Source organism: Segatella intestinalis (assembly GCF_029348455.1).
GTDB lineage: Bacteria > Bacteroidota > Bacteroidia > Bacteroidales > Bacteroidaceae > Prevotella.
On record NZ_JARJVV010000013.1, the window covers coordinates 1 to 14,973 of the forward strand.

At 43.9% G+C, this 14,973-nt stretch carries 9 protein-coding genes; 2 read left to right on the plus strand and 7 right to left on the minus strand.

The window, feature by feature from the left end; all coding sequences use genetic code 11:
* Nucleotides 1-447: 447 nt before the first annotated feature.
* The 3 genes from P3T48_RS09695 to P3T48_RS09705 form a co-directional block, all read right to left on the minus strand.
* A complete protein-coding gene (locus tag P3T48_RS09695) occupies nucleotides 448-1,689 on the minus strand; it encodes an ATP-binding protein (protein WP_276506559.1) in 1,242 nt (413 codons plus the stop codon).
* An 851-nt stretch (nucleotides 1,690-2,540) separates the two neighbouring features.
* On the minus strand, nucleotides 2,541-4,286 hold the full coding sequence (locus P3T48_RS09700) for a hypothetical protein (RefSeq protein WP_276506560.1): 1,746 nt from the start codon (nucleotides 4,284-4,286) through the stop codon (nucleotides 2,541-2,543).
* Between the two features lie 429 nt (nucleotides 4,287-4,715).
* Nucleotides 4,716-5,966 carry an ATP-binding protein gene (locus P3T48_RS09705; RefSeq protein ID WP_276506561.1) on the minus strand — a complete coding sequence of 417 codons (1,251 nt, stop codon included), beginning with the start codon at nucleotides 5,964-5,966 and terminating at the stop codon, nucleotides 4,716-4,718.
* A 477-nt stretch (nucleotides 5,967-6,443) separates the two neighbouring features.
* On the opposite strand from P3T48_RS09705, the gene P3T48_RS09710 reads away from it, so the two are divergent.
* Together P3T48_RS09710 and P3T48_RS09715 are read left to right on the plus strand one after the other, a co-directional pair.
* Nucleotides 6,444-7,664, plus strand: a complete 1,221-nt coding sequence (locus P3T48_RS09710) for an L-serine ammonia-lyase (protein ID WP_022251524.1) — start codon at nucleotides 6,444-6,446, stop codon at nucleotides 7,662-7,664.
* Between the two features lie 38 nt (nucleotides 7,665-7,702).
* Nucleotides 7,703-8,593, plus strand: a complete 891-nt coding sequence (locus P3T48_RS09715; protein WP_022251525.1) for a YitT family protein — start codon at nucleotides 7,703-7,705, stop codon at nucleotides 8,591-8,593.
* Between the two features lie 56 nt (nucleotides 8,594-8,649).
* Here the strand turns inward: P3T48_RS09715 and P3T48_RS09720 are convergent, their stop codons facing one another.
* The 4 genes from P3T48_RS09720 to lpxA all read right to left on the minus strand — a co-directional run bounded on the left by P3T48_RS09720 (nucleotide 8,650) and on the right by lpxA (nucleotide 14,937).
* Nucleotides 8,650-10,428, minus strand: a complete 1,779-nt coding sequence (locus P3T48_RS09720; protein ID WP_276506562.1) for an AAA family ATPase — start codon at nucleotides 10,426-10,428, stop codon at nucleotides 8,650-8,652.
* A 106-nt stretch (nucleotides 10,429-10,534) separates the two neighbouring features.
* On the minus strand, nucleotides 10,535-13,093 hold the full coding sequence (locus P3T48_RS09725; RefSeq protein WP_276506563.1) for a transglycosylase domain-containing protein: 2,559 nt from the start codon (nucleotides 13,091-13,093) through the stop codon (nucleotides 10,535-10,537).
* A 51-nt stretch (nucleotides 13,094-13,144) separates the two neighbouring features.
* Complete coding sequence (miaA, locus tag P3T48_RS09730) at nucleotides 13,145-14,053, minus strand: tRNA (adenosine(37)-N6)-dimethylallyltransferase MiaA (RefSeq protein WP_276506564.1); 909 nt, start codon at nucleotides 14,051-14,053, stop codon at nucleotides 13,145-13,147.
* 113 nt (nucleotides 14,054-14,166) lie between these two features.
* A complete protein-coding gene (gene lpxA / locus P3T48_RS09735; protein WP_022251529.1) occupies nucleotides 14,167-14,937 on the minus strand; it encodes an acyl-ACP--UDP-N-acetylglucosamine O-acyltransferase in 771 nt (256 codons plus the stop codon).
* Nucleotides 14,938-14,973 lie beyond the last annotated feature (36 nt).

Consider the following 14,973-nt stretch of genomic DNA (forward strand, 5'->3'; position numbering starts at 1 on the left):
TTCTTTACAAAGATACAAAATATTTTTGGTATAAGCAAATATAAATAGTTAATATTCAATAAGATACAACATTAATATCTATATGTTAAAAGGTAAAAAGTTTGATGCGTTTGCCCTGGTTCTAAAGTATCGAACTTATGTTCTAAAGTTTCGAACTTGTGTTCTAAAGTATCGAACATAGATTTATCTGTGGTTTAACAATTTTAGTCCGCAAAACAGAACAAATACAAGGCTTTGAATAGAACTTTTATAGGCTAAGCAGAACATTTACGGCAATAGTTGAAAACTCCCATTAATATGATTCTTCGGCAAAAATGCACATTTTAAATATGTAGGAAGGAATGGAAGCCTGTAAGCGAGGTACTCAGAAACAAAAGCAAAGAGTGGAAGAACAACAACTTGGATTAACAGTTGTTCTTCCGCTCTTGATATTTTCTTCAAGACAATCTATTCTTTTCCCAAGAGGAAATCGGAGAGGCTCATCATCAGAATGCCCTCTTCATTATAACCCGAACGATACCTATCCCCAACGATAATCAGTTTGCGAAAGCCATCGTTTATATTCAAAAGAGAAGCCTGCTCCTGTTCTACCTTCTCCTTATCTGGCAAGGCGTAAGCCGACTGTATATAGAGGCGTTCATCATGACGGTTCACCACGAAATTAATCTCAAGATTCCTACGCTGTAACTTACCATTCTCATCTCGTTTGAAACTCTCCACTGCCCCCACATCTACAGTATAACCCTGCTTCCGCAACTCGTTATAAACCACGTTTTCCATGATATGAGTGAATTCTATCTGCCGGAAATCTACCACGGCATTTCTGATACCGATGTCCTCGAAGTAATACTTGGTACCAGTACCAATATATTTGCGCCCCTTCACATCATAGCGCAAAGCCTCGCTGATGATAAAGGAATCCTGAAGGTTCTCCAGATACCTGCCAATGGTTTTAGTACCGATTTCCACTCCTCCAACAGATTTGAACGTATTTGAGATTCTCTGCACATTCGTACAGGAACCAATCGTAGAAGCCAGAAGGCGCACCAACTCGCGCATTCCATCAGAATTCTTCAGGCGATTACGCTCCAAAACATCCTTCAGATAAACCGTCTCATAAATCTCACGAAGATAATTCTGTTTCGCTTCAGGAGTTTCTATCTGCGCCACAGCAGGCAATCCACCATAAAGATAATATGTCTCCAGGGCTTGATGCTCCTCGCCTCCTACTACTTCATAATATTCAGAAAAACTCAGCGGATGGATTCGGATTTCCCATCCTCGACCACGAAATTCTGTTATCACATCCTTCGATAAAAATCGGGCATTGGAACCTGTAACATACACTTCGGCATTCTCCACATGGAGATAAGAGTTGAGCACATCCTCAAACTCCTTTACCATCTGAACCTCATCAAGAAGAATGTAATACCTATCCTTATCTTTCATCAAAGCATCGATATGCTCCAGCAAAGCATCAGGGTCACGGAGTTTTTTGTTTCTACGGTCTTCAAGATTTACCTGTATGATATGATCTTCCGCAACACCTCTTTCAAGCAAATGCTTGCGGAAGATGTTGAAGAGAAGGAAGGATTTACCACAACGGAGAATGCCGGTGATAATCTTGATCATCCCATTGCCTTCTGCCAAAATGAGTTCTTTCAAGTATGCTTTACGTTCAAAATACATAGCTTATGACGTTTTTTGTGTCAAGACACGGTTTTCGGTCGCAAATATGCGTTTTTTACTCGATAACGCCAAACTTTTTCATCGATTTAACTCTTCAGAAACATAAAAGGGCACGATTGCTCGTGCCCAATAGCAGAAATCTTTAAGAAGGCAAGTACTGCCATCGTTGCCTAATCGATGAGATGCAGAAAACCACATCAATATCTAAAACATTTTATTTGCCGTAGCAAATAGCAAAGAATGCTTTTAATGCTTAATAAATATGTGTACTCTGACACATACCATTAAAACTAATGCTAGAAGAATTTTTTCTATCATAATTTTAATTTTTTAAGTTATTAAAAATATTCATCTGCGAATCTTAGATTCATCTATAGTTCAGCATATTATAACCAAACTAATCTTTTTGATAAGGCATCAATATTTCTAAGTTCGGGACAAAGTTACAATTTTTTTTTGTACAATTGACGAGTTTAACATTTTTTACGCAGAATATACTAGAATTCAGCTTAGGGTGAGAATAGTATAAGCGCAAAAGACACATTACCTAACTACAGAATGATATGGTATAGATTATACACTCATACCATTGGTCTGTTACAATTATTCATTATATCTGATTTCTGCATGGAAAACATACAGTATCTTTCGACAACGAACCTAAAATTCTTACAGGATACGTTGTCGAAGATACGAAAATGCTGAGGCTTTATTACTACAACGCATTTATCGTATAAACTATCTACGTCTAAGCAACCATCCTTACCGTGGTGGCAGCAGAGACTCTATGTCCTTATTTGAACTACAAAAACTACTTTTAACAAAAGCAATTTGTCCGAACTAGGGGGGATTTAATCTATATTCCACTGTGCATCAGAATCACCTTCATACCATGTTGTATCATTCTCATAAAAATCGTTTTCTTCCTCGTACAGACTTTCTTGCCGCCAGTTTTCATCTTGTTCTTCTAGACGTTCTAATTCTCTATTTATAAAACCCTTAGACGAAACATTTTCTTTTTCGATTTTTGCCAATATTGTCATAATCCTTTTCTTACCATTATATTTTTGTTTCATCTGTTCAATAACTTGAGACTCTATGTACAAAGAATGATTTTGTAACAATTCAATAATAAAAGAGCTCTTAAATAGAACCATATTCTCAAACGTTTTATTACTATTATCGTATTCAAGAAACTCTGGCTCATAATAATTACTAAACGCAAATAAAGGCTTCAAATGATCTGTCATATTTTCTATGACACTATAACTAATCGCAAGACTTAATGCCCTTTGAATTTTCATTTTATAATCTTCTTCTATATAAAATTCATTTGAAAAGCGTTCAAAATGTAAAAGATACAAATATCCGGAATTTATTAATTCTATTATTTTTTCCGGATATTTTTCTAACATCCACAAGATATTCATACCCGTATACTTCCCCTGTGAAATAGTATAAAAGATACCAGGTACAGCATGTATAACACGCCCAAAGAAGTCTCTACCAGTCTCTGCTTCTAATGTGTACTCACGCAAATCAACAACAACACAAGGTGTTGGTTTTGCAAAATACAATGCAAATGCTATAGATTTATTTTCATTATAATAATCTTTTCCAAACAGTTTACTTTCTTTATATCTACAGAAAGAATAATAATTATCTGTATAGAATATATTTTTACTGAATGAAGAAAATGGGTCAAAAATCTCTACCTTATAGTTTCTTTTATCCAGTATTGTAAAAGGACTCCAAACTTTCTTGGTGTATCCTTTTTTTTGTCCACATTCATAAGTAAACTCAGAAGAAATCAATTTATTACAAAAAGAAATTTCATCATTGCATATTCGAACGTTAGGGAAACCATTTGCAGAATTTGTAAAAGAAGTATGACCATCTGCATATATTAAATGCGTTTTGGCATTTAAATCAAATATTCCATATTTTGTGGCGTATATATTTTTTTGAACCTCTTCTTCGAGCTCAATGCGATTATAATCCATATCATCAAGAAAATACTCATCATAACAATCATTAGGATTAATATAATCTTCTAACTCACTTTTTAAGAATAGATACCTATTCTTGAAGGCATAATTTGTAATCCCATTAAGATTTCCAGAATATATCTCTTTCAATTGGAAACTCTCATCAATTTGAAATACAGAACCAACTCTCTCACATTTATCAGTTAAATGCGACAAGATTATATAATCTGTATAATCAAATTTAAATTCATTTCTATTTTCGAAAAAAGCATCTAAATCTACGAAGTCATTTTCTGAAGAATATGTAACTATTCTTTTTATATCTATTGGTCCTAATCCACACAAATCGTTACGAACTACACTATCAACTGTTTTTTTTTCTGAATCAGAAACTATATTGACATTTAAAAAAGAACCTTTTTTATTTATTATATAGGAAGCAGTAAACTCGTCTTCACTGTCGTTTAATTGTTCTTGATTAACATGCAGATATATACAAGAATATCCATTAATAAACTTACCAAAAGCAATCTGACGACAAAAAACTGCTCTTTTTATTTCTTCAATCATAACAGAAGAAAGTACATCACTAAACTCTAAAATTTCCATAGCAAACTATTGTCTTAAAATTACCACACCCATCTACCCCTATTGAAATACTCAATAAGTGTATCTACTATTACTTTGCTTGCTATTCACAAAGTTTTCTTTATAAATTAAGAATACCTCAAGTAAACTCAATTGTTATTAGAGCCCCATCCCCAAACCACGCCTCAACCATCGCCATGACTCATAGCAAAGTGTCGGCACTCGGCGTGAGCAGAATGGGTATCTGCGTGCAAAGGTATATAAAATATTTGAAATGCCTCTCCTTTTCCAGGAACTTTTTAGAGAGAAAAGCAAAAAAGATAGATGTGGGGGCACACAAGAAAGGAAAATGAATGCTCGAAAACAAAGAAAGAGCGGAAAAACAACTGTTAACCCCAGCTGTTTTTCCGCCCTTTCTTTTTGGGAAAGTCGGCCTTCTTAATCCAGCCTTTACTTCAGCATCCATTCCCAGGCAGGAATTATATGCACCGTCTTCCCATCTATGGTAAGCTCCTCTTTCTCATTCAGCGTAATAATGTAGCCTTCTGATAAATCATAGATATCCATCGCCTCTTGCAGACCCTCTATCTCACGCTTGCGAGTCTTCTCATCATCCATCTTCACCGTAACCTGGTAAGCCTGGGTAATCCTTACACCTTCTCTCACCACAAAGTCGCACTCTTTCTTGTCGGCATGATAGAACAAGTCATAACCCCTTCGCAGCAACTCGATGAAAACGGCATTCTCCAGCTTTACACCATTGTTATCCGTGACATTGAACCCCATCCTGCTGATGATGGCATTATCTATAAAATACACCTTCTTCGGACTCAGCATCTGGGTCTTTACCGATGGAGCATACTTCAGCAGCTGGAATATCATGTAGGTTTGCTGAATATATTCCAGATAGTTCTTGATGGTTTCGGGATGACGGATGCCCACTATCTTTCCCAGCGAGTTATAGGTAACACGCTTGGTGGCATTGCTGGCAAGATAAAACGCAAGCTCTTTAATTTCCTTGTCGTTCGTAAGACCATTGCGAGCCATCACATCCCGGAAGATAATGCTCTCATAAAGTGAGGATAGGTAACTGACGGAACCCGTCTGAAGATATTTCGGAAAACCACCCCTCTCCAAGAAATCACGGAAATGCCCCAACAGTTTGGAACGGCTCGCCATCAGATAGAAATCTTTCTGCGAATGCTCAATATGCTCCAGCTGCAGGTATTCGGCAAAAGAGAAAGGATAAACCTCTACAGAGATATAACGCCCTGTGAGATGAGTGCCCATCTCCTTGCTCAGCATCCGGGCATTGGATCCTGTCACCACCACCTTATTGCCTTCGTTGTAAAGGCGTCTCACAAAGGTTTCCCAACCCGCAATGTTTTGAATCTCATCAAAGTAATAGGTGTGCTGCTCACCGAAAAGCTCAAAGAAGCATTCCTGCAAGGTTGCAAAATCTTCAAGCTTAAAGTTTACGAGACGCTCATCGTCAAAATTGAAGAAGAAATCTTTCTCCTCCAACTTATCACGCAGTTGCTGCAGCAACACCGACTTTCCACATCGTCTTACACCAGTTATGATAAGGATTTCCGTGGTGGTAAGCCATTCCTCTTCTATGTGTCGAGGAATAGCATCCTGCATAAGATGCTTGCAGTTTTCCTGCTGCTCAAATATAATTTGTTTTAACAGTTCTTTCATTGCTCCACTATTTTATGAATTGCTCCACTATTTTATGATTCGTGGGCAAAAATAAGAAAAATATCTGAAAGCAGCAAGAGAAAATCCAAAAATCTTTCATTCTGAATGAATACTTTTATTAAAAACCTTTCACTCAGAACGAACGCTTTTGTCTAAAATCTTTCATTCATAATGAATAGATTCTGGTTTTGTTCCGCCAGCAGCTTCTCTGCTTATTACCGAAGATGATAATACTGAAGAATATAATGAAGAAGGAAAAGGCTGAATTATTGGGGTTTTCTCTTTGACGTTCTTAAACAGTTTGCTTGTCGTGGATTGATTTGAAGATTAGAAGAGATCAGTAGTTATTTCTATTTGCCTTTGCTGATTTTTCTGATTAAACTTGCCGATATTTCTATTAAAATTTGTAATTTTGCAACTTGATAGAACGAGAACAGAAAATAGTTGTTTTAAACAAGCAGAAAGTTAGTATAGAATATGAAATCATTACGCGAGCTTTATAGAATAGGCAAGGGGCCGTCGAGCAGTCATACGATGGGACCCCAGCGTGCTGCCCAACTCTTTTTGGAACGCTGTAGCAACGCATCTTCGTATGAGGTGACTCTGTATGGCAGTCTGGCAGCCACAGGCAAGGGACACATGACGGATGTCGCCATAGAGGAGGTGCTTCATCCACATCACACTGTCAGCATTATCTGGAAGCCACAGGTGTTCTTGCCCTTTCACCCCAACGGAATGAAGTTTGTTGGCAGGGACGTGAATGGTGATATTATAGACGAGTGGACGGTTTACAGCATTGGCGGTGGAGCCCTTTCGGATGGCATTGACGGTCATGATGAACTGGGAGCTTCCGAAGTGTACGACCTCAACAAGATGAGCGATATACAGAGCTGGTGCTACGATAACGGCCGCTCTTTCTGGGAATATGTGGAGAAATGTGAGGACAAGGAAATCTGGGACTATCTCAAGACGATATGGCAGACCATGAAGGAAGCCATTCGTCGCGGTCTCGACCATGAGGGTGTGTTGCCTGGTCCGCTGAATCTGCCTCGTAAGGCTGCTACTTATTACACCAAGGCCAAGGGCTATCGTGCCTCGCTGCAGTCGAGAGGTTTGGTTTATGCCTATGCCCTGGCAGTGAGCGAGGAGAATGCATCTGGAGGAACCATCGTTACGGCTCCTACTTGTGGTGCCTGTGGCGTGTTGCCAGCGGTGCTCTATCACATGCAGGAAGCTCACGACATGAGCGAACAGCGCATTTTGAGAGCCTTGGCTACTGCCGGTCTTGTGGGCAACATCGTCAAGCACAATGCTTCGATAAGTGGTGCCGATGTGGGTTGTCAGGGTGAGGTAGGCGTGGCCTGTGCGATGGCTTCGGCTGCAGCCTGCCAGTTATTTGGTGGAAGTCCTGCCCAGGTGGAGTATGCTGCCGAGATGGGTCTGGAACATCACTTGGGTATGACCTGCGACCCGGTATGCGGACTGGTTCAGATACCTTGTATCGAGCGTAATGCCTTTGCTGCAGCCCGAGCCTTGGATGCCGACTTGTATGCCTCTTTCTCCGACGGTCATCACAGTGTGTCGTTTGACAAGGTGGTGGAGGTGATGCGTCAGACGGGTCATGATCTTCCTTCGCTCTACAAGGAGACCAGTGAGGGTGGACTCGCCAAGGGACTTGGCAAGAAATATACCAAATAATATACACATCAAAATCAAAAAATAATCAAAACTGCATCATGACGAGGAAAACAAAAATTCATGAGATACGTGATTACATAGTGATAGCCTTAGCCATGGTTATCGGAAGTATCGGTCTTAACGTGTTCCTGCTTCCCAACCACATCACTATGGGCGGTGTAGGCGGTATTGCCTCTATCCTGTATTGGGGCTTCGGTATTCCTGTATCGTTTTCTTATTTCGGTCTCAATATTTTTCTTTTGGTATTGGCCTATAGGGCATTGGGATGGCGCTTCTGCCTGAAGACGGTGTATGCCGTGGCAGTCTTTGCCGTAGTCACCCGCTTGATAGAGAGTCATGGCGGAAACGAGATTACGCTCTTGCACGACCAGCCATTCATGGCAACAGTGGTGGGAGCTTTCTTCATGGGATGCAGTGCCGGATTGGGATTGTCGAGCAATGGTTCTACGGGTGGCTCTGATACGGTGGCAGCCATGGTGAACAAGTATTACAACATCTCGTTGGGTCATGCCATCATGATTTGCGACCTGTGTATTGTCACGAGTTCCTACTGGGTACTGAAAGACTGGGAGATGGTGATCTATGGCTATGTGTGCCTTTTTGTCTGTTCAGTTTGTGTAGACCATGTGGTGAACACACTTCGCAGATCGGTGCAGTTCTTCATCATCTCGGACAAGTATCTGGAACTGAGTGCCGCCATCAATACAGCTGCCGACAGAGGCTGTACGGTGATGGACGGTCATGGATGCTATAGTGGCAAGGATGTGCACATGCTCTTTGTGCTGGCCCGTCAGCGTGAGTCGCAGACGATATTCCGCCTGATAGATGAGATTGACCCTTCTGCGTTTGTCAGCCAGAGTGCTGTTATCGGTGTCTATGGATTGGGCTTCGACCGGTTCAAGGTCAATAAGAAACTGATAGGAAAATAGAACTGATCATGAATCAGAATGCGGACAAGATAAAAAGGAAAAAAAGTTGAATCCATTTACGGGTTCAACTTTTTTAATCTTCTTTTAGCCTCGGGATGCTCGGGGCACAGTTCGAGTGCTTTCTTGTAGTTGGCGATGGCAGCAGCCGACATACCTTCTTTCTCGCATTCTTTGCCCAGCAAAGTGTATTCTGCTGCCAGGCGTTTCAGGAATTTCTCTTGTTTCTTTTTCTCTTCCTCCTTCTGCCTGATGATTTCGCGTAGCTGCTCGTTCTCAGCTATCAGGGAGTTGACCTTTCCCAATTTTCTTCGTATCAGTCGTTTGGCACTTGGCTTCTCGATGTCGTATCTGCTGTGTATGGCAAGGAAGAAGTTGTCGAGTGCTCCCTGCATGTCGCCCTGGTCGAATGCTGCGGCGGCATCATGGTATTGTTTGTCGGCTTTGCTCTGGGAGAGAGCCGTGTTGATGGTAGATTGGTCGTTGTAGTGACGGGCAAACTGCTTCACCTCGTTGCGTACAAAGACCTCGTTCTGTCTGATGGGTTCCTGCAGGCTGATGCCTTCCAGACTGGTACAACGTGACAGTGCCACATAGGTCTGTCCTCCAGCAAAGACGCCCCCTGTGAAATCTATCTTCACCTGATTGAAGGTAAGGCCCTGGCTTTTGTGGACAGTAATCGCCCACGCCAACCGCAAGGGATATTGCTCGTAACGGCCAATCTCTTCCTCTTCTATCTTTTTCTCCACCTCGTTGAAGTGATATCTCATGTTGCTCCATGCGGCAGGCTCCACCATGATATCCTGTCCATTTTCTGTTCGCACGTATATCTTGGCATCATCGTCATCGTCGAAACCGATGATGGTTCCCAGGGTTCCGTTGACCCATTGATGCTCTATATCGTTTTTGATAAAGATGATCTGTGCGCCCGTCTTCAGGTATAGTTCCATTGGGGTGGGGAGGCTGCTTTCAGGGAACTCGCCCTGGATATTGCCTCGGAAGAGGGTAGGCTCGCCAGGCAACAGTTTGAGTTGACTGTCGTTGATGTAGTCTACTGTGTCGCGGCGTGTGGAAAGGGTGATGGCGAGTTTGCTGTCGCTTTCGTCAAGTCGGGCTCCCACACGCTGGTTGAGTTTCTGAAGGTCGCTCATGGGAACCTGACTGGTGCGAATGTGGTCGAGTATGCTGATAAACACAGGGTCGCTTTGTCGGTAAACCTTTCTCAGCTCGATGCTCACCAACTGGAAGTATTCGAACACCTTGGCATCGAAGAAGAAACTGCTGCGGTAGAAAGGTGAGAGAAGCCTGCGGTCTTCCTCTCTCACGACAGGTTCCAGCTGATAGATATCTCCCACGAGAAGCAGTTGCTTGCCACCGAAAGGCTCTCGCATGTTGCGGCTGTATATGCGTAGCACCTTATCTATGAAGTCTATGATGTCGGCACGCACCATACTGATCTCGTCGATGATGATGAGTTCCACCTCGCGTATGATCTTAATTTTCTCGGAGTTGTACTTCAGGGTGTTGCGGATATTGCGCACGCTGAACATACTGTCGTTGGGCAGCAGCGGATGGAAGGGAATCTTGAAGAAACTGTGCAGGGTGCTTCCTCCGGCATTGATGGCAGCAATACCGGTGGGTGCAAGAATGATGTGTTTCTTTTTGGTGTGGGCAGCAATGTAGCGCAGAAAGGTGGACTTGCCGGTGCCTGCCTTTCCTGTGAGGAAGAGTGAGCGTCGGGTGTACTGTATAATCTGGAGTGCATTCTGCAACTCAGGATTATCCAGGTCGATATGATTTTCTGCAGACTGGCTTGCTGAGTGGTCTTTTTCTGCCATACCTGTTTCTTTGAAATGACAATCGGCGATTCCCATCTTTCAGAAAATCGCCGATTTTTGTTAGGTTGTGTTTATTCTTTTCTGTCACTATAGAGCCTGGCGCGGTTTACAAGTCGTCAAACTTGATGGCCTGCTCTGTGGGGCGTGACTTTTTCTTTTCTTTCTTCTCGCCCTGTTCCTCGCCTGGCTTTTTCTCTGTGGCAGTTCCTGTTGTTGCCTCATTCTTTTCGGCAGGTATCTCCTTGATGACAGGGTTGCCGTTCTCGTCGAGGATGATCTCTTCGTTGAGTGCAGTGCTGTCTACCTGAGTGGTATCAACCTTAGCCTTGGGCACATAACTTGCACAGATGTACATGTCGCGGGTGATGTCCTCGTCGTGAGGCTTGTCAAACTTGCCGTGGTATTTCTGGAAGGCAGGATCGTTCATCACGTATTGCCAGAAGTATCCGCAGATAGGCAATGCCGTTCGGGAACCTTGTCCGAGAGCACCCGTCCTGAAGTGGATGCAGCGGTATTCTCCTCCTACCCATGCACCTACTACGAGCTTAGGGCTCACACCCATGAACCAGGCGTCGGAGTGATTGTTGGTTGTACCGGTCTTTCCACCAAACTCAGTATCACGAACATTGCCCACGTAGCCCCACAGACTCTGTGAGGTTCCTCCTGGTTCGCGCATACCGCCCTGCAGCAACTGCTGCATCAGGAAGGCAGACTTGTAAGGAATCACCTGTTCCTCGGTTGATGGGGCAGTATATACCTCCTTGCCGTCGCGGTCTACAATTCTTGTCACCAGGACTGGGTCATGATGCTTTCCGTTGTTGGCAACCGTACAGTAGGCGTTTGCCAATTCCAAGAGGTTGACGTCGCTCGAACCAAGAGCCAGAGAAGGCTCATCGTTGAGCGGACTCTGAATACCCATCTTCTGTGCTGTCTCTATGATGCGCTTGATACCCATCTCCTGACCCAAGCGCACTGCTACAGAGTTGATACTCTTGGCAAATGCACTCTTCAGTGGGATGGAGTCGCCCGAGAAAGAACCATTGGCATTGGATGGGGTCCATTTCACCATCTCATGTTTCTTCTTGTCGTAGACATCCATCGAGATATATTCATCGCGACGCTTGTCACAAGGCGTAAGACCCTGGTTCATGGCCTCGGTGTAGACGAAGAGCTTAAAGGTAGAACCTGGCTGGCGTTCGGCTGTCACTTTGTCGTATTTCCAATGGTCGAAGTCGATGTCGCCCACCCATGCCTTAACGGCACCCGTCTGTGGTTCCATGGCCACAAAGGCACAATGCATGAAGGTGGTCATGTACTTGATGGAGTCTTCGGATGTCATCATCTTGGTGATGGTGCCCTTGTCGTAATCGAATACCTTGACTGGGTGAACCCACTCCTTATAATAATAGTTCACAGAGTCGGGATTGTTGGGGAAGCGGGCAATCAAAGCTTTATAGAAAGGCTGGCGCTCGGCAATGCCCTGAATGAAGTTGGGGATGACCTGATGCTTCTCGTCCTGCCAGGGTTCCTGACGAAGCCAGTTGGTATCCTGTTTGCGGTAGATATCCCAGTGGTTGTTGAAGTTCTGCTGTACCTGTCGCATCTGTTTGCGTGCGGCATCTTCAGCATACTTCTGCATGCGGGTATCTATCGTGGTGTATATCTTCAGTCCGCTGGTATACAGGTCGTAACCCTCGTCCTTGCACCAGTCTGCCAGATAGTCAGCCACAGCCTCGCGGAAGTATTTGGCTTGTCCGTCGTAGTTTTCCTCCACCTTGAAGTCGAGCTTGATAGGCTCCTGACTGAGGGTGTTGTATTCCTCGCGGCTCAGGTCACCATGGCGTACCATATTGTTGAGCACCACGTTGCGTCGTTCCAGACTGTGTTCGGGGTTGGTGCGTGGATTATAATAGGTGGTAGCCTTAAGCATACCTACGAGTACGGCAGCCTGATCGGTAGTCAGTTCCTTAGGACTTACGTTGAAGTAGGTCTTTGCCGCTGTCTTGATGCCATACGAGTTGGAACCGAAATCTACAGTGTTGGCATACATCGTGATGATTTCCTTCTTGGTGTAGACAGCCTCCAACTTGGCTGCTATAATCCATTCCTTGCTCTTGATGATGAGAATGCGCAGACCGGGCACCTTGCCCAGCAAACCTGTAGAGTACTGGGAGCGGACGCGGAACATATTCTTTGCCAACTGCTGGGTGATGGTAGAAGCTCCTCGTGCATCGTGATGCAGCAAGGCATCCTTCATGGCACCAAAGAGTCCGATGGGGTCAATACCCAAATGCTTGTAGAAGCGCTCGTCCTCGGTGTCGACCAAAGCCTTGAAGAAGGCTGGGTTTACCTCTTCGTATTTTACGGGAGTACGGTTTTCGTTGAAATACTTACCTATCAGCTTGCCGTCGGCGCTGTAAATCTCAGAAGCCTCGCTGGTCTGAGGATTCGTAATGCCAGAGAAGAAACCTGGCGATTTACCAAACAGCCAGAGGAAGTTAATATCCACTGCACCTAAATACAGTATGAAAGCCACGATGCAGCTTGCTATGCCAATGAGAGTTTTGGAATACCATGCCTTGCCTCGATACAGATTCTTGTACCATGGCCAGAAAGCGCGGAACTTGCGCCACAGCCATGCTGCTAAGTTCTTGATTTTGTTCATTGTTGTTGTATATTGAATACTCTTTTAAACTTCTTTGCAAAAGTAGTAAAATTATTCCATCTTCAAGCAGCTATCTACATATTTTATGATTTCTTTAATATTATCGGGGTGAAACCATTGTATCGTCTCGTCACGTTTGAACCATGTTAGCTGCTTGCGCATGTATTCTCTGCTGTGTGACTGTATCTGGCGTACCGCTTCATGCAGGTCGATGGTGCCGTCGAAATAGGCAAACATCTCTTTGTAGCCCACAGTACGCAGGGCTGTCTGATCACGATAGGCATAAACGCCTCTTGCCTCTGCCTCTAAACCTTCCTGCATCATGACGTGAACTCGTTGGTTGATACGGTCGTACAGTTCGGAACGGTCTCTGTTCAGTCCTATCTTGACAATGCGGAAAGGACGGCTCTTCTTTTTGTTGGTACGGAAGGATGTGTAGGTCTTTCCTGTCTGGTGACATATCTCCAGGGCATGAACCACGCGACGTGGATTCTTCTTGTCTACTATGGCCCAGTGTTCTGGGTCGAGGTTTTTCAGTTCCTCCACCAAAGTGTCGAGCCCTTCATTGGCAAGACGTGCTTTCATCCATTCTCTGATGTCATCACGTACGGTGGGTATGTCGTCGATGCCATTGCATACAGCATCAATGTACATCATGCTTCCTCCTGTGAGCAGGGCTACGTCGTGATTCTTGAAGATATCCTCTTTTAGGAGTTTCATCACGTCAGCCTCGTATTGGGCAGCACTGTAATAGTCCTCGATGTGGCGGTTGCCTACAAAATAATGCTTCACGCGCTTCTGCTGTTCGGCAGTAGGGGCTGCAGTTCCTATAGGGAGCTCGGCGAATATCTGACGGGAGTCTGCATTGACAATAGGCGTGCCTAAATGCTCTGCCAGCGAAAGGCAAAGCTCCGTTTTGCCAACACCCGTAGGACCTAAGACCACAATCAATGTCTTCATATCATGCGAAAGTTGAATCATTCATTATATTCAAGAAAAAAGCATCCTTGCTCGTTTCATAAACTTAAGCAAGAATGCTCTTTTTACCTTTTTACTTTTTTACCCTTTTACTTTTATCGAATGATACCTCTCTTGGAGTTCTCAACGAAGTCGATGATATACTGTATTTCAGGGGTAATCTGCAGGTTCTTCTTGATTTCCTCGATACCTTCTTTCAGCACGCCCTTAGAGTAGAGAAGGCGGTAAGCCTCATGAATCTGCTGAATGAGTTCGTTGCTGAAACCGCGGCGGCGAAGGCCTACCAGGTTGAGTGCGCAGTATCTTGTTGGCTCCTTACCGGCAATGATATATGGAGGAATGTCCTGTGAGAATCGGCATCCACCCTGAATCATCACGTATCCTGCAATGTGGCAGAACTGGTGAACGAGAACATTGGCGCTGACGATAGCGTTGTCGTCTACTACCACCTCTCCGGCAAATTTTGTAGAGTTGCCTATGATCAAACCGCTGCCCAACTCACAGTCGTGAGCCACGTGCACACACTCCATGAGGAGGTTGTTGCTTCCGACAACAGTCTTGCCCTTTGAGGCAGTACCACGGGAAATGGTTACATTCTCACGAATACTGTTGTTGTCGCCAACCTCGCAGGTTGTCTGCTCACCGCGGAACTTCAGATCCTGTGGCTTGGTAGAGATGCTGGCACCTGGGAAGAACTCGTTGTTGTTGCCGATTCGTGCTCCCACATGGATGGTTACAGAATTCTGCATCACGTTGTTGTCACCCAGAACGGTGTCTTTGTCAATATAGCAGAAAGGACCGATGATGTTGTTATCTCCGAGTTTTGCCTCAGGATGAACAAATGCTAAAGGACTAATCTGATTCATATTTCTTGTTTACAATTTAATTAACTATTGTTGATT

Coding starts and splice junctions, on each gene's coding strand:
- P3T48_RS09715 (WP_022251525.1), top strand. CDS start 7,703: ATGACGAGGAAAACAAAAATTCATGAGATACGTGATTACATAGTGATA.
- P3T48_RS09700 (WP_276506560.1), bottom strand. CDS start 4,286: ATGGAAATTTTAGAGTTTAGTGATGTACTTTCTTCTGTTATGATTGAA.
- P3T48_RS09705 (WP_276506561.1), bottom strand. CDS start 5,966: ATGAAAGAACTGTTAAAACAAATTATATTTGAGCAGCAGGAAAACTGC.
- lpxA (WP_022251529.1), bottom strand. CDS start 14,937: ATGAATCAGATTAGTCCTTTAGCATTTGTTCATCCTGAGGCAAAACTC.
- miaA (WP_276506564.1), bottom strand. CDS start 14,053: ATGAAGACATTGATTGTGGTCTTAGGTCCTACGGGTGTTGGCAAAACG.
- P3T48_RS09710 (WP_022251524.1), top strand. CDS start 6,444: ATGAAATCATTACGCGAGCTTTATAGAATAGGCAAGGGGCCGTCGAGC.
- P3T48_RS09695 (WP_276506559.1), bottom strand. CDS start 1,689: ATGTATTTTGAACGTAAAGCATACTTGAAAGAACTCATTTTGGCAGAA.
- P3T48_RS09725 (WP_276506563.1), bottom strand. CDS start 13,093: ATGAACAAAATCAAGAACTTAGCAGCATGGCTGTGGCGCAAGTTCCGC.
- P3T48_RS09720 (WP_276506562.1), bottom strand. CDS start 10,428: ATGGCAGAAAAAGACCACTCAGCAAGCCAGTCTGCAGAAAATCATATC.